11 protein-coding genes are annotated in these 15,353 nt (G+C 68.9%); 3 read left to right on the top strand and 8 right to left on the bottom strand.

Annotated features, from left to right (window positions below; translation table 11 throughout):
• Positions 1–3 precede the first annotated feature (3 nt).
• From ACVUH9_RS09205 to pyk, 3 genes are all read left to right on the top strand, one after another.
• Complete coding sequence (locus tag ACVUH9_RS09205; protein WP_475756141.1) at positions 4–222, top strand: hypothetical protein; 219 nt, start codon at positions 4–6, stop codon at positions 220–222.
• A gap of 56 nt (positions 223–278) precedes the next feature.
• Entirely contained in the window at positions 279–1,433 is a 1,155-nt protein-coding gene (locus ACVUH9_RS09200; protein ID WP_475756139.1) for an NAD(P)H-dependent glycerol-3-phosphate dehydrogenase, read from the top strand.
• 180 nt (positions 1,434–1,613) lie between these two features.
• The gene (gene pyk, locus ACVUH9_RS09195; RefSeq protein ID WP_475756137.1) at positions 1,614–3,035 is read left to right on the top strand and encodes a pyruvate kinase; all 1,422 of its coding nucleotides are present in this window, start codon (positions 1,614–1,616) and stop codon (positions 3,033–3,035) included.
• Here pyk and ACVUH9_RS09190 read toward each other — a convergent pair.
• The 8 genes from ACVUH9_RS09190 to ACVUH9_RS09155 all read right to left on the bottom strand — a co-directional run bounded on the left by ACVUH9_RS09190 (position 3,032) and on the right by ACVUH9_RS09155 (position 15,023).
• Complete coding sequence (locus tag ACVUH9_RS09190; protein WP_475756135.1) at positions 3,032–3,709, bottom strand: TetR/AcrR family transcriptional regulator; 678 nt, start codon at positions 3,707–3,709, stop codon at positions 3,032–3,034. The two genes, pyk and ACVUH9_RS09190, sit on opposite strands and share 4 nt — an antisense overlap.
• Positions 3,710–4,244: 535 nt before the next feature.
• Positions 4,245–7,214: a hypothetical protein gene (locus ACVUH9_RS09185; protein WP_475756133.1), complete on the bottom strand. Its 2,970-nt coding sequence runs from the start codon at positions 7,212–7,214 to the stop codon at positions 4,245–4,247.
• 53 nt (positions 7,215–7,267) lie between these two features.
• A complete protein-coding gene (locus ACVUH9_RS09180) occupies positions 7,268–9,631 on the bottom strand; it encodes a hypothetical protein (protein ID WP_475756131.1) in 2,364 nt (787 codons plus the stop codon).
• A 90-nt stretch (positions 9,632–9,721) separates the two neighbouring features.
• Positions 9,722–10,420 (bottom strand): hypothetical protein, encoded by a 699-nt coding sequence (locus tag ACVUH9_RS09175; protein ID WP_475756129.1) that lies wholly within the window; start codon positions 10,418–10,420, stop codon positions 9,722–9,724.
• A 1,161-nt stretch (positions 10,421–11,581) separates the two neighbouring features.
• Entirely contained in the window at positions 11,582–12,175 is a 594-nt protein-coding gene (locus ACVUH9_RS09170; RefSeq protein ID WP_475756128.1) for a hypothetical protein, read from the bottom strand.
• A gap of 366 nt (positions 12,176–12,541) precedes the next feature.
• Positions 12,542–13,240 (bottom strand): hypothetical protein, encoded by a 699-nt coding sequence (locus ACVUH9_RS09165; protein ID WP_475756126.1) that lies wholly within the window; start codon positions 13,238–13,240, stop codon positions 12,542–12,544.
• Positions 13,241–13,433: 193 nt separating this feature from the next.
• Entirely contained in the window at positions 13,434–14,132 is a 699-nt protein-coding gene (locus ACVUH9_RS09160) for a hypothetical protein (RefSeq protein WP_475756124.1), read from the bottom strand.
• A 195-nt stretch (positions 14,133–14,327) separates the two neighbouring features.
• A complete protein-coding gene (locus tag ACVUH9_RS09155) occupies positions 14,328–15,023 on the bottom strand; it encodes a hypothetical protein (RefSeq protein ID WP_475756123.1) in 696 nt (231 codons plus the stop codon).
• Positions 15,024–15,353: the final 330 nt, after the last annotated feature.

The following is a 15,353-nucleotide window of genomic DNA, read 5'->3' as shown; positions in this document are numbered from 1 at the left end:
TCTATGAGCACGCGTAGACCCTCGACCAACGACGGCCTGAGCATGCTCGACGTGGCGAAGATCGTCGGCATCCTGATCGCGGTGATCATCGGCATCCGGATCGTCTTCGCCGTCGTCGGGGCCGTCATGTCGCTGGTCTGGATGCTGCTGATCGGCGTCGCCGTCGTCGCCGCGCTGTGGGTTGCGTGGAGCCTGTTGTCCGGCGGCAAAGACCAGAGCTGAGCCCCAAGGGCCGTTCCGGCGTACCGCTGAGCGGTCCGCCGGGTACTCCTATCGAGATGTCCGAGCGTCCCCGTCCGCTCGCCGCGCCCCTGCGCGGTGTCAATCTGCCCAATCCCCTCGGTCGCCGTGCCGTGGTGATCGGCGCGGGCTCGTTCGGCACCGCCGTCGCCGTCCTGCTCGCGCGGGGCGGCTTCCGCACGACCCTCCAGACCCGTACGGTCGAGCAGGCCGAGCGGCTGCGCGAGGCGGGGGAGAACACCCACTACCTGCCCGGGGTCGAGCTACCCGCGAACCTCAAGATCGACTCGATCGAGGCCGGTCCGGGGCGGGCCGAGTTCGTCTTCCTCGGCGTCCCGTCGGCCCAGCTCGGCGAGGCCGTCGCCCGGCTGGAGGAGCAGGGCCTCGACCGCCGCTCGAAGATCATCTCCCTGAGCAAGGGCCTGGTGCCGCCGCTGGGCGTCCCTCCGACGGTCCTGCTCGCCGCGCGGTTCGGGACCCACCGGGTCGCCTGCGTCGGCGGCCCCGCCCACGCCCGCGAGATGGTCACCCAGGGGGCAGGCCTCGTCGCCTCGTCGGCCGACCAGGAGCTGGCGGCGACGATCGCCGCGGTCTTCCTGCGGGCCGGCGTGGTCTGCGAGCACACCGACGATCCGGTCGGCGTCGAGCTGGCGGGTGCGGCCAAGAACGCCGCGGCGCTGGCCGCCGGCGCGACCGAGGGCCAGGGCCTGAACGCCGCCGGAGCGGCGGCCGGCCACATCTTCGCCGAGGTCTGGCGGCTGGCCGAACGGCTCGGCGCCCAGCCCGCGACCTTCATCGGGCTGGCGGGGACCGGCGACCTGGTCGCGACCGCGCTGGCGCCGCAGAGCCGCAACCGCCGCGCCGGTGAGCTGCTGGCGGCGGGCGTGCCGAGCGCCGAGATCCCCGATCGCGTCGGCCAGGCCGTCGAGGCCTTCGAGTCGGTGCCGCTGCTCGCGGCGGCGCTCCAGCGCAACGGGATCGCGGCGCCGGTCACGACCGGCCTGGTCAGCCTGATCCGGGGCACGGTCCCGCTCGACGAATGGGTCGCGCTCGTCCGCACGACGGTCCCGCCGCCGGCCAACTGGCGCCGGGTCAGCGGCGAGCCGGGACGGATCCGCGGCTGGTGGCGGCGCACGGTCGACCGGATGCGCGGCCGCGACGAGCACCCCGCGCTCGCCCACGGCGACGACTGACCCCGCCCGCCGGCCCGCACGTCGTCCGCTCCGGCCCGCACATCGACGAGACCGCCACGTGGCCGATCCGTCACCGACCCGCCCGCATCGGCGACGTGTACGGAGGCTCGATCCCGCCATCCGGGCGGTCCGGTCACGCCCCGGACACGTCTGCGCACGCCAGCCGCCTACAGTAGACGTGTGCCTGTGCTTCCTCGTCGAACGAAGATCGTGGCCACCATCGGCCCCGCCAGCCGTGACCCCGAGGTGCTGGTACGGATGATCGATGCGGGCATGGACGTCGCCCGTCTGAACTTCAGCCACGGCTCGCACGAGGACCACGCCGACACCGTCGATCGCATCCGCGCCGCGGCCGACCGGGCCGGGCGCCCGGTCGCGATCCTGCAGGACCTGCCGGGGCCGAAGATCCGGCTCGGCCAGGTCGCGGGCGAGCCGGTCGTGCTGCACGAGGGCAACAAGGTCACCCTCTGCTCGGGCTCGGTCGAGGACGTCGGCACCGTCGACCGCCTGATCGTCGCGTGGGACCGCTTCGCCGAGGCCGTCGAGCCCAACGAAGAGGTCCACCTGGCCGACGGCACCGTCCGCCTGCGGGTGCTGGCCGTCCGTACGGGCGACGGCGAGGCGGACTGCGTGGTCGAGCTCGGTGGCCCGGTCTCCAGTCGCAAGGGCGTCAACCTCTCGGGCCCAGCCGACCTGCTGCCGGCGGTGCCGGAAGAGGATCTGCTGCACCTGGCCGCGGGCAAGCAGATGGGCGTCGACCTGGTCGCCGTCTCGTTCGTCCGTCGGGCCGAGGACATCGAGCAGCTGCGCTCGCGGACCCGCTGCCCACTGATCGCCAAGTTCGAGAAGCCGCAGGCGATCGAGAACGCGGAGGCGATCATGCGCGCCTCGGACTGCATCATGGTCGCCCGCGGCGACCTCGGGATCGAGCTGCCGATCGCGCACGTCCCGCGGGTGCAGAAGGAGCTGATCGCGATGGCGGGCGCACTCGCCCGTCCGGCGATCACCGCGACCCAGATGCTCGAGTCGATGGTCAGCAGCGCGCGGCCGACCCGCGCCGAGGTGACCGACGTCGCCAACGCGATCCTCGACGGCACCGACGCCGTGATGCTCTCGCAGGAGAGCGCGATCGGGCAGTACCCGGTCGAGGCGGTCCGGACCCTCGCCGACGTCGCGCGGGAGACGGAGACGATCGCCCCGACCTTCGACTGGAACGCCCGTCGGGTCCGCCGCGACAGCGCCGACCCGGCCTGGGCGGTGGCCCGCAGCGCAGTCCACACCGCGCACGAGCTGGACGCCGCGGCGATCGTCGTCCCCACGCTCTCGGGTCGTTCCGCCCGGCTCGTGTCGGCCCACCGTCCGAACCGTCCGGTGATCGCGCTCTCCCCGAGCCGCGAGACCGTCGCCCGCTGCAACCTGATGTGGGGCGTGAACGGGGCCATGATGCAACACCACGCCGTCACCGAGTCGCTGATCGCCGACTCCGCGGCGAAGGTCGTCGAGCTCGGTTGGTGCAAGCCCGGCGACCGCGTGGTGATCACCGCCGGCCTCCCGAGCGGCACGCCCGGGACGACCAGCCTGCTGCAGGTGCAGACGGTCTAGGAGGCGATGGCCCGCGTCGCGGCGAGCTCGCGCACGCGCGCGGCCTCGCTGTGGCCCAGGTACGGCGTCATCGCCGTCTGGACCAGCGCCGGGACCATCCCGGGGAGCTCGTGGAGCTCCCCGCGGATCGCGCGGGCGTAGGCCACCTCGCGCACGCCGCCGACGGTCATCTCCGTCACGATCTCGGGCACCCGCCGGCGCGTCGGGAGGTCGTCGAGCAGCTCACTGAACAGCTCGACGAGGTAGCCCATCGTCTCGTTGCAGACCTCGATCGCACGGGTGCTCGCTGACGGCCCCTCGATCAGGACCGCCTCGGCTCGTGCGGGATCGGCGGCGAGGAACGCCACCAGCGCCTCGACCCCGGCATAGGCCCGCTCGAGCGGCTCCGAGGCGCTGTCGACCGCCTCCCGGGCGACGGCCCGCAGCTGCTCGGAGATCTGGAGGTGCCCCGCCTCGAACGCCGCCTGCTTGTTCGGGAAGTAGCGGTAGAACGTCCGGCAGCCGATCTCGGCGGTCGCGGCGATGTCCTCCACGATCATGGTCCGGAAGCCGATCGTCGCGGCCACCTCGACGGTGACCTGCATGATGTGCGCCCGCCGGTCCTGCCGCCGGCCGGTTCGGGACGAGTCGGGGTCGATGACCGCGGCATCGACTGGGGCTGGGTAGATCGCCATCATCCTCACGCCCCGCAAGCCTGGTGTACGTGCCCTCGGGACGCGAACAGCAAGCTACACGAGCGTTTCGACAAGTGTCAAGTGCAGTGTCCCGCTGTGTTCATGCCAACTAGTCCACACGCAACGTTCACTGTACTCCAGGGCCGAAGAGGTCGACCGATCGGCCGGCCCTAGGTGACCTTCGACACACTACAGCTGGACCGATCGCCATAGGCAGAATCCACAGGAGCCAGTCGCCTAGCCACGAACTCCCGAAACACCGCCGCGCCGCGCCACAGACACGTCGAGCAAGGTCGGTGCAGGCGAAATCACTCGCCCATTCGGCTAGCACCCACCGGGTCCGTCTGTCTATACGGCATAAATACACGCCTCAATATCCAGATTCGCAAGAGTAGCGTGATCCGGCATCAGGGCAACGGTCCCGTCCCACAAACCACGCGCTCACGAACGACGACCGGGCGGCGGGAGAACCTCCCCGCCGCCCGGATTGGGTTGCCGCCGCGCAGCACCTTCGGACGCCGAAGCGCCCTCGGGGCTACTTCTTCGCGGCTTTCTTGGCCTTCTTCGCTGCGGTGCGCTTGAGCGTCACCGACCGGCTCGCGGGCTTCGCACCCTTCGCGGAAGGCACGAACGAGGCCCGGAGCTTCAGCGGCTTACGGCCCTTGTAGGACCGCTTGCCCGACGCCGTCAGCTTCGCGGTGACCGTTGCGACCGTGGCGGACGTGATCGTGCGGGTCGTCTTCGTGATCCCGTTGCCGGAGACCGTCAGCTTCCCGGTCCGCAGGCCACCAACTCGGACCTTGACCTTCGTCGAGTAGAACCGCTGCGACACGACCCCAAACCCACACGGCGTCAGCACCTGCGGCTGGGTCTTCAGCTGCTTGCCGTTCTGCCCGTCGAAGACCGCGTCAGCGACCTGCGGACCGGTGCAGACGTTGGCCTTCTCGTCCTTGGAGCTGACCGCCAGGATCCCGTTCTTGCCGCCGAAGATATCCAGCTTGAACGACGAGATCGGCGCATCGGGCACGAACCCGAACGTGTTGATCAACCGGTCATTCTGCACATCGGTGTCAGCCCACAGGTCGAGGGCGATCGGGCCGCGCAACGCCACCCACAACTTCGGGAACGTCTTCGCGGTCTTCCCCGACGCCGTCGTCCGCAGGCCCTCGACGAAGTAGACGTCGCCGGTCAGCGGCTCGTTCAGTAGTGGCGTCGATGCCGACGCCTTGCCGACGATCGAGCCCTTCGGGCAGTTCTTCGCCGCCGCCTCCGCCGGCTTGCACAGCGCCAACGCGTTCTCCGCCAGCAGCGAGAGCGTCGGCGGCAGCGTCACGACGACCTTCTTCAGGGCCGTCTGATCACTCGTCTGGCGAACCGTCGCCGAGAACGGCGTCGTCTTGCCCTGCGTCGTGGCCTTCTTGTCCGTCATCGCCAGCTCCAGCTGCGGCTTCAGCGGCAGGTCCTTGCAGCCACCGACCTGGAACCGCGAACTGACTGCCGCGGTCTGCCCGGCCACCGAACCCAACGTCCCGCCGATCGTCTTGACCGCACACGAGGTCGGGTTGCGCATGAACCCGGGCTTGTCGACCGCGACGTTCAGCTTCTGCAAGCGGACGGGCACGCCCTTGACGATCGTCGGCAGCGGATCGCTGACGATCGTCACGTGCGCGTCGTGCGGATCGACATAGATCTTCTGCCGCACGACCACGTCACCGAGGTCGAACGGTCCGGCCTTCGCCGGCACCGTCACCCGCAACGAATAGGGCGCGTCGCCGTAGCGGCCCTCGAGCACGACCGGTCCCGAGAGCGAGTACGGGTTCGACCCGGGGCCGGCGGCAACGGTGGCCGTCCCGACGCGGGTTCCGAGGTTGCCCTTGATCGTGGCCAACAGCCCCTCCGGCAGGTTCAGCGACAGGCTGTTCAGGTCGGCGTTGCCGTCGGGCTTGTGGATCGCCAACGTGAACGGCGCCGACGCCCCGGCGGTCGGAACGGTCACGCCGGCCGCGAACGACGGCGCGAAGCCGCCGAGGCCGGGGGTGCAGTCGATACCGAACGTCGACTGCGTGTCGACGGCGGGACCGCCCCAGGACGCGAGATGCGCCGTGGCCGTCTTCGGGCCGCAGGTCGGCGGGTTGACGAGCACGGCTCGCGGGCCGCCCTTGAACGCCAAGCGGATGGCGGACACGGGGACCTGCGGGTTGGTCGCGAACGTCGCCCGGAGCTGTCCGGTCGCCGGGTCGGCCCGAACGGCCCCCTCGAGCTTGAGGTGGACGCCCTGCCCGTTGGCGACGAGGAAGAAGCGGAACATCTTGCCCGACGTCGGATCGTCGGACTGCTGGCTGCCGATGTACAGCGCACCTTCCAGGGGCTCGCGCAGCGCGGGAGCGTCGACCGAGACCGTGCCCATCTTGGCCGATTCGGGGCACGATGCCGCGTCCTCGGTGCCGATCGCCGACTGCGCGTCGGTGCAGGCCGTCAAGCCGTCAGCGGCACCCGGGTTGATCGTCATGCCCTCGGGCAGGTCGACCACGGCGGTCCGCAGCGCCGGGGTGGCCAGCCCGTCGGGATCGTCGTTCTGCGGGAACCCCAGATCGACGCCGAGGCCCGCCGGGGCATCCGGCGCCGAGGTGTCCGGCGTCAGCTTGATCGTGGGCTGGAACGCCAGCTGGTCGCAGCCGGTCGGCTTCGGCGACTCGGCCTGCGCGGCGACCTCGTTGCCGCCGTAACTGGTGGCGCGCAGCGTCGTGACGGGCGTCGTGGCGCAGTCGGTCGGGTTGACCATGAACGGCGTGCGGGGTGCGGTGCTCGGAACGCCCCCGGAGCCGGTACTCGACAGGCGTTCTGGATCGTGGACCGGGTCGGCCGGGACGCCCCACAGCGTCAAATCCAGCTTCTTGATCGGATAGATGGTCTCGATGTTGGTCGAGGTCGCGGTGACGTGGTAGTCGCTGGCGCTGTGCACGCCGATGTCGATGTAGGCCGGCAGTCGCGAGCCGCCGACCATGAGCCCGAGCGACGCCGGCTGCCCGTTCGTCGGTTCGATGTTGTAAATCGGGTTGAGCGGAATGAGGCCGTCCGGGAACTTCACGATCGTGGCCGTGGTGACGACGCCGTTCCCGACCTGGGCCTCGATCGGGCACTGACCGTTGGCGAACTGCTCCCGCCGGCAGGTCGGGGCCTTCGCGGCGTTGGCGAGCAACCCGGGCGGGAGGTCGAGCGCGAGGGTGCGCACGCCCCCGTCGTTGGGGAGCGTGTCCCCGAACCCCGGGAAGAGCTCGACGTAGCGGTCGCTCTTGAAGCCGATCGTGGTGGTCACGTCGGAGTGCGCACCGGCTTGGGTGCTCACGGCGGCGGCGTCGAACTGCGTGAGACCGAACTCCTCCGCCGCCACCGCCGGGGTGCCGCTCAGTCCGACCAGGAGGAGCGTGGCGGCGCTGATCGCCGCAGCCGCCCACCGTCGGGTACCTGCCGGGCGCCGATCGGAGACCTCCCGAGAAGGAAGCATAGTTTCGGTCCGGTGCCGGTCGTCGCCGTGGGGTCGTGCTACGAAGCGCATGGTCAGCGGCCCTTCCTCGAGGTGTGGCCCGTGGGCTGCGTGAACGTCAGGCGCGCCGTGACCGAGGAGGCCTCCCCGCCGCGCGGGGTGAACGCGACCCGTACGGTCGCCGTCAGGCGTCGCTTGCGTCGCAGCGTCTTACGGGCACGCTCGGTCAGCTTGACCCGCAGGCTGTAGGTGCCGGCCTTGCTCGCGGTCTTGGCGACGCGCGTCAGTCCGGAGCCGGACGTCCGTAGGCGCCCCGCGCCGGGCAGCTTGACGCGCAACGTCGCCTGCGTGCCGCGGATCGTCTTGGGCTTGGAGACCTTCGGCTTGGCTGCGGGCCGTGCCGGGAGCGGGCCGAGGTCGGTCGGGCCGGCGAAGGACAGACTCACGGCGACCGGCGCGGGTATCTTCGGCGCCGGCGGGCCCTGGCAGGCGTCGTCGATGCACGGCGCAGGAGGAGGCGGCGGCTCAGGGAACCCGCCTCCGATCCGCGCGTCGTAGGTATCGATCGCGCCGCCGTCGGCGTCGGCCGAGACCAGCGCATCGCCGGTCAGGAAGAACACGTTGGCCCCGTCCGTACCGTTATCGACGTAGAGCACCGCACCCGCGTTGTCACCGGCGGGAGAAACGAGATCGATGCCGGTGCCGTCGTGCCACTGGTAGAGCTTGGCGCGGCCGTTCTCGCCAGCGTCGTCGGTCAGCGCGTCGGTGCTGACGAAGAAGACCCGCGAGGCATCGGCGGAGATGACCCGCCCCTGACCGAAGGCCGGGTAGTTGGCTGCCTTCGGCTGGTCGTCGCTTTGGCTGGTGCCGATCGCCACCGAGGCCGATCCCGTGCCGGAGACCAGGGTCACGCCCTGCCCCGCGCGCCAGAGGTAGAGGTCCGCGGCACTGTCGGTGTCGGCGGAGTCCAGGGCGCCCGTGGTGCGAAACAGCAATGCCGACCCGTCGGCGGTCGCCCGTACCGCCCGCTGGGCCGGTGACGTGGAGGCGATCCCGAAGGCCACGAGGTTGGTGGTGTCGAAAATGTCGTCATCGGTGAGGGCCGAGACGGTGACGATCGTGCCGCCGTCCCAGCGGTAGAGGACCGCGCCGGTACCCGGCGGCGGATCGGTGCCGAGCCGGTCGGTCGCGGCGAAGAACAGCTGGCCGTCAGCGGTCACGCTCACCGGCCAGACCGAGTCACTGGCGCCCGTGCCGGTGGCGCGGGTCAGTCGTGACCCCGCGGGCGCGTTGACGCGGTACCGGTAGATGTCGTTGCCGCCGTCGGTATCGCCGTCGACGAGTCCTTCGCGTGTACGGAGGTAGATGATCGACGCGTCCTCCGACATGCCCACGAACGAGACGTCCGCCGTTGGCTCCGTGCAGTCCGTCGTCGAGCCGGGAACGGTCGGGCAACCCGCCGCACCGCGCTCGTCGTCGCTGATCAGCGACACGCCCTCACCTTCGCGCCACAGGTAGAGGTCCGCGGCGGTGTCGGTGTCGGCGGGATCGAGCGGCGCGGTCGTCGAGAACACGATCGATCTACCGTCCGCACTAACAGGCGAGCCACCCTGCGAGACCGGAAACCCGGTTCGCGACAGGACGCCGTAGTTCAACGGGCCGTCACCGGATGTTCCGTCCTTGGTCCCACTGGCTGCCTGGGGCAGAAACGGCTCGGCGGCGGTGTTGTCGGCCGCGCCGTCGGCCTGACGGGTGACCAGGCTCAGCGTGTCGCCGCGGCGAACGTAGAGGTCCGTGCTGCTGTCGGCGTCGTCGGGAGCGAGCGGCGCGGTGGTCGCGAACGCCGTGGAGGAGAGATCCTCCGACGTCGTCCACTGGAAACTGTCGAGTCCCGCCTGCTCGGAGGTCTCCGGTGCGGCGGAAAGCAACGGCGATGGTGCGTGGCCGTCTCCGAGGTACAGCGCGGGGATGCCAAGCCCGCCCGGGTCCGTGAAGGCGCCGCCACTGACGTAGGTGAAGCCGTCGGCCAGCATCCCAGGAAGGCCCAAACTTGCCTCGCGTGCCGGCTTGCCGGCCGGGTCGGGGGTGAGCCAGGTCGAGACCCATCCGTCCGCCGACCGCCGCGCAAGGAAGACGTCCCCGAGACCGCCATCGGCCGGGGCGGGATCGGCGGTCTGCTCGCCGCTAGGGGCATTCCAATAGAGCGCCTCGCCGCCGGGCTGGGCGGCGAAGCCCTGGACGGTGTAGCCCAGGCCGTCCGGCGGGCCGACGAGCTCGAACCCCCGATCGGAAGCTTGGGCGCCTGCGGCACCTACGCCAGCAAGGGCGAACCCCCCCAGCACAAGCGCGGTGGTGCGGACGGGGCCGAACCGAGCGGATTGACGAGGACGAGGTAGTTCCGGCACGAGACGAGCCTTTCGGGAGTGGGGGACGGACACGGAGGAAGCGTCGAAAGGAGGCTGGGCCGTGGCGACGGTCGCCACGGCCCAGTTCGCGGATCGCCGATCCGGGCGATCCTGTTCTTGGTGTTAGCTGATGATCAGACCGTTGCTAGTAGACGGAACCTCGTCGTACGTGATCGCACCGGAGTTCGGGTCGTTGCTGAACGTCGCCGTGCCCGTGGCGGGCACGCCAGCCAGGGCGCAGCCTCCACCCGAGGCGTTGAACGTCAGCGCGCTCGTCCCGGAAACCGCCGCGGTGATCTGCGCCGTCTTGGCACCCGTCGCACCCGTCGCGTTGATCGGGATGCCCTGACCGCCAACCGTGTTCGACGTCCGGATCGTGCAGAGACCGCCTGCGACGTTGATCGTGCAGTTGTTCTGACTCAGCGTCAGAACCCCGGCAGCGCTCCCGGACCCACCCGAGGTCAGGGCCACGTTCGACGGGGTGCACGTCACCACCGCCGCGAGCCCACCGGCAGCCGTGCAGCCGGTGAACTGCAGCGTCACAGCAACGTTCGCGTTGGCCGGGTTATTCGTAACCGCAGTAGCCCTCGAATCGGTGCAAGTAACCGTCGCGTTGGGGCTCGTATTGATGCGGAACTGCGTCTTGCCGCCGACGTCCGTCGTGGCGTTGTGCCCGGTCCCGCCGACGAACTTACAGTCGGCGGCGGTGAGGCAACCGGACGCGGTCACCGCCGAGGCGGTCGACGGAACGATCGCGGCACCCGCGACGACGACCGCCGCCAGCGCGAGCTTGGCCTTGATGTTGTTACCGAGGGAGAACATTATTGTTCGCCCTCCTTTCTGCCCAGCGAATCTGGGCGTTGCTGGCACCGGGGTGTTCCCTCCGCAAAGATGGGCGCCCCGGTCCCGGTCTGGATTAAAAGGACCGACTCACAGCCGGCCACGACGTGCACACTGCCCGCCGTAATCGCCACAGAGACCAGACCGGAGCGCTCCGCGAAGCATGCTCATCCGGCGCTGCCGTCGCCCGACGTTCAGGCGACGAGAACCGACGACAAGAACCGGCCAAGGGCCGTCGATCTCCGCAACATCGCCCGCGCCGGGTCCGACCAATGCCTCCCTGCGGGTGACTTCGCATACTCGCCCCCTCCTGGTTGGCGGCTGGCCCGATGAGGCCACGGCCGCAATGGAATAGGCACCGCACAACATCCGTTGCTCTTGCTCCGTTCCGCTAGAGATCGTTCGCGGAGTCGGGAACGTGCCTTCGAAGCACGGCAGCAAGCTACACGAGCTTTTCGCTGGGTGTCAAGGGCGCGACCGGTTTGTGTTCATCGACGAACACGAAGCGGGCCCACGATCACCTGCTGCCTACTGTATACCGTCCACATCAAGCCGCAGCCGGCCGGGGCACGAGAACGGCGACTAGGCCGATAGGCATAGCTCACTCCGATCGAGGCCCAGTTCCTACTGGACACCAGCGTCCGCCAGTGCCGGCACGCCTGAAGACGGGATAGGCAACTCGGCGACACCCTCTCCGCCTCGACCGCGATGCGCGGCGGCGACAGGCCACCCTGGTCCGTCGGCTGTTTCTATAAGAACTACTCATACACCCCTGCGCGTGTCGTTTCCTATTGGCCACGCACTGCGCCCACCGATCTCACCACCACTTCCGTGCGGGTTCGAGTTCACACGAACAGGCCGCGAACGACCTCACCGGCGGGGGTCTTCGCGAAGACCCCCGCGAGTTCGAGCTGCGCGACCTTCCCCGCCACCTCGTCATGCAGGGGTCCAGGCTGGCCGCCGCAGAATGCGCACCGAGGAGAGCGGCTGCGGGCAGGGGGGGGCGAGCACCCGCCACTCGCCGACGGAGCCCCATGTGCGGAGCTCAGACGCTCAGGAAGAAAAGAACGCAGCTGGGCCGTGGCGAGTTGCGCCACGACCCAACGGTCGGGCTTCCGCTGGAAGCCCGACCGGTTCTCGGTGTCAGCTGACGTCGAGGCCGCTGCCCACCTCGTCGTACGTCATCGGACCGGAGTCCGGCGAGTTGCTGAACGTCATCGACCCGGCGGAGGGCCACCCGACAAGGCCGCAGCCTGCGCTCGAGGAGTTGAACGTCAGTGCATCGGTGTTCCCACTGATCGCGGCCGTGAGTTGCGCCGTGCCGCCGACGGTCGTACCGCCCACGCCCACGACGATGTCCTGCCCGCCAACGGTGTTCGGCATCCGGATCGTGCAGAGACCCGCTGCGATGTTGAACGTGCAGTTGCTCTGGCTCAGGTTCAGCGGTCCCGTCCCGCTCCCGGACCCACCCGAGGCGAGAGTCATGTCCGACGGGGTGCACGTCACCGCCACCGGGAATCCGGAGATCGAGCAGCCGTTGAACCTCAGCGTCGTCGCAATCAGGCCGGTGCCGTTCGCAACAGCAATAGCCCTCGAATCGGCGCAGACCCGTATGACGCGGAACTGCGTCGCGCCGCCGGTAGAGGCCGTGTGACCGGTGCCGCCGACGAACTCACAGTCGCCGCCGACGGGACAACCGGACGCGGTGACCGCCGAGGCCGCCGACGGAACGGCCATGGCACCCGCAGCGACGACCGCCGCCAACGCGAGCTTGAACTGCTACCGAGGGAGAACATAGAACGCTCACCCTCCTTTCCGCCCAGCAAAACCAGGCGTTGCTGGAACCGGGGCGTTCCCTCCGCAAGATGGGCGCCCCGGTCTGAATTGAAAAGCCGACAAACGGCCGGCCACGACGTGCACACGGCCCGCCGTAATCGCAACAGCAACCCACGACGAATCACTGGACGAAGCACGACGAGCCCGACCATTGGCTCCCCGAAGGGGACCTCGCATAGTCGTCCCTCCTGAGTAGACCGGGCCGCGGCGACCGTCGCCACGGCCCGGTCGCCGATCGCCGAATCCGGGCCGATCCTGTACTTGTTGTTAGCTGATGATGAGGCCGGCGCTAGTAGACGGAACCTCGTCGTACGTAATCGCACCGGAGTTCGGCGCGTTGCTGAGCGTCCCCGTCCCCGACGCGGGCCAACCGAACAGGCCGCAGCCCGCACCCGAGGCGTTGAACGTCAGCGCATCGGTGTTCCCGGCGACCACGGCCGTGATCTGCGCCGACTTGGCACCCGTCGCACCCGTCGCGTTCAAGAGGATGTTCTGACCGCCAGCGGTGTTCGATCCCCGCATCACGCAGAGACCCGATGCGAGGTTCATCGTGCAGTTGTTCTGACTCACGTTCAGAAGCCCGCTCCCGCTCCCGGAACTACCCGAGGTGAGAGTAACGTTCGACGGGGTGCACGTCACCACGAACGCGAGCCCCGCGGCCGCGCAGCCGGTGAACTTCAGCGTCACAGCAACGTCCATGGTGCCATTCGTAACCACCGTAGCCCTCGAATCGGTGCAGATCACCGTCGCAAAGGGGCTCGTATTGATGCGGAACTGCGTCTTGCCGCCGGTGTCCGTCGCGGCGTTGTGACCGGTCCCGCCGACGAACTCACAGTCGGTGCCGACGCCGGCGGGACAACCGGATCCGGTCACCGCCGAAGCGGCCGACGGAACGGCCATGACACCCGCAGCGACGACCGCCGCCAACGCGAGCTTGGACTTGATGCTATTACCGAGGGAGAACATAGAACACTCACCCTCCTTTCTGCCCAGCTGAACTGAGCGTTGTTGGAACCGGGGCGTTCCCTCCGCAAGATAGGCACCCCGGTCCCGATCTGAATTGAAAAGCCGACAAACAGCCGGCGACGACGCGCACACGGCCCGCCGTGACCGCAAACCACCAAGCGGCCAGTGCTCGCCCAAAGACCGATGTTCGGTGTTAGCTGATGATGAGGCCAGGACTAGTAGACGGAACCTCGTCGTACGTAATCGGACCGGAATTCGGCGAGTTGCTGAACGTCAGCACCCCGGTGGCGGGCACGCCAGCCAGCGTGCAGCCCGCCCCCGGGGCGTTGAACGTCAGCGCATCGGTGTTCCCGGTGACCGCCGCGGTGATCTGCGCCGACTTGCTGCCGTTCGCGCCGGTCACGCTCGTGCCGACGCTCTGACCGCCAGCGGTGTTCGAGATCCGAATCACACAGAAACCCGATGAGATGCTGATCGTGCAGTTGTTCTGACTCAGGTCCAGATATCCGCTCCCGCTCCCGGACCCGCCCGAGAAGAGAGTAACGGTCGACGACGTGCACGTCACCGACGCCGAGAGGCCGCTTGTCGTGCAATTAGCGAACTGCAGCGTCACAGCAAAGTAGATGCTGGACGGGTTCTGCGTGACGGCAGTAGCCCTCGAATTGGTGCAGATCACCGTCAGGTTCGGACTCGAATTGACGCGGAACTGCGTCGAACCACCGGTGTCCGTCGCGGCGTTGTGACCGGTCCCGCCGACGAACCCGCAGTCGGCGGCGAAGCTGCAACCGGACGCGGTCACCGCCGAGGCCGCCGACGGAACGGCCATGGCACCCGCAGCGACGACCGCCGCCAACGCGAGCTTGAACTTGATGTTGCTACCGAGGGAGAACATAGAACGCTCGCCCTCCTTTCTGCCCAGCGGAACCGGGCGTTGCTGGCACCGGGGCGTTCCCTCCGCAAAGATGGGCGCCCCGGTCCCGATCTGGATTAAAAGGACCGACTCACAGCCGGCCACGACGCGCACACCGCCCGCCGTGACCGCAAACCGCCCAGCGGTCAGTGGTCGCCCAAAGACCGCTGCACGGCGTTAGCTGATGACGAGGCCGTTGCTAGTAGACGGAACCTCGTCATACGTAATCGCACCGGAGTTCGGGTCGTTGCTGAACGTCGCCGTCCCCGAGGAGGGCACGCCAGCCAGGGCGCAGCCCAGACCCGAGGCGTTGAACGTCAGCGCATCGGTGTTCCCGGCGATCCCGGCCGTGAACTGCGCCGACTTGGCACCCGTCGCACCCGTCGCGTTCAAGAGGACGTTCTGACCTGCAACGGTGTTCGAGGTCCGGATCAAGCAGATGCTTGCGACCTGCATCGTGCAGTTGTTCTGACTCAGCTTTAGCGGCCCCGTCCCGCTCCCGGACCCACCCGAGGTGAAAGTAACGGTCGACGGGGTGCACGTCACCACCGTGTTGAACCCGGCAGCCATGCAGCCACTGAACTGCAGCGTCGCAGTAGCGATGTCGCTGGCCGGGGACTCCGTGACGACAGTAGCCCTCGAATTGGTGCAAGTAACCGTCACAAAGGGACTCGAATTGACGCGGAACTGCGTCGAACCACCGGTGTCCGTCACCGCGCTATGACCGGTCCCGCCGACGAACGTACAGTCGGTGGCACTCGGGCAACCGCCCGCGGTCACCGCCGAGGCGGCCGACGGAACGGCCAAGGCACCCGCGGCGACGACCGCCGCCAACGCGAGCTTGGACTTGATGTTGTTACCGAGGGAGAACATGGAACGCTCGCCCTCCTTTCTGCCCAGCTAAGCTGAGCGTGCTGGAACCGGGGCGTTCCCTCCGCAAAGATGGGCGCCCCGGTCCCGGTCTGAATTGAATAGCCCGGCCACTGGCCGGCCACGACGTGCACACAGCGCGCCGTAAACGCAGCATCAGCAGGACGAGATCTGCTCTTCGGATGGCTGCTGGCCGTCCGAAACGGTGGACGTCGGGCCGCAATCCTGCTTTCCCGGAAGCTCCCCATCCTCGATCGCCTGCCGCGCGCCCTCGACCCCGAGGTACGGCGTCAGCACCGTCGCGACCAGCTCGGGAATCAACGCAGGCAAGAG

The sequence above is a fragment of the Patulibacter ginsengiterrae genome (assembly GCF_056269115.1).
Note: the sequence above shows the minus strand (reverse complement) of the source record. Positions and strands in the feature narration are given on the sequence as shown.

Coding starts and splice junctions, on each gene's coding strand:
- ACVUH9_RS09205 (WP_475756141.1), top strand. CDS start 4: ATGAGCACGCGTAGACCCTCGACCAACGACGGCCTGAGCATGCTCGAC.
- ACVUH9_RS09200 (WP_475756139.1), top strand. CDS start 279: ATGTCCGAGCGTCCCCGTCCGCTCGCCGCGCCCCTGCGCGGTGTCAAT.
- ACVUH9_RS09190 (WP_475756135.1), bottom strand. CDS start 3,709: ATGGCGATCTACCCAGCCCCAGTCGATGCCGCGGTCATCGACCCCGAC.
- ACVUH9_RS09185 (WP_475756133.1), bottom strand. CDS start 7,214: ATGCTTCCTTCTCGGGAGGTCTCCGATCGGCGCCCGGCAGGTACCCGA.
- ACVUH9_RS09175 (WP_475756129.1), bottom strand. CDS start 10,420: ATGTTCTCCCTCGGTAACAACATCAAGGCCAAGCTCGCGCTGGCGGCG.
- ACVUH9_RS09170 (WP_475756128.1), bottom strand. CDS start 12,175: ATGGCCGTTCCGTCGGCGGCCTCGGCGGTCACCGCGTCCGGTTGTCCC.
- ACVUH9_RS09165 (WP_475756126.1), bottom strand. CDS start 13,240: ATGTTCTCCCTCGGTAATAGCATCAAGTCCAAGCTCGCGTTGGCGGCG.
- ACVUH9_RS09160 (WP_475756124.1), bottom strand. CDS start 14,132: ATGTTCTCCCTCGGTAGCAACATCAAGTTCAAGCTCGCGTTGGCGGCG.
- ACVUH9_RS09155 (WP_475756123.1), bottom strand. CDS start 15,023: ATGTTCTCCCTCGGTAACAACATCAAGTCCAAGCTCGCGTTGGCGGCG.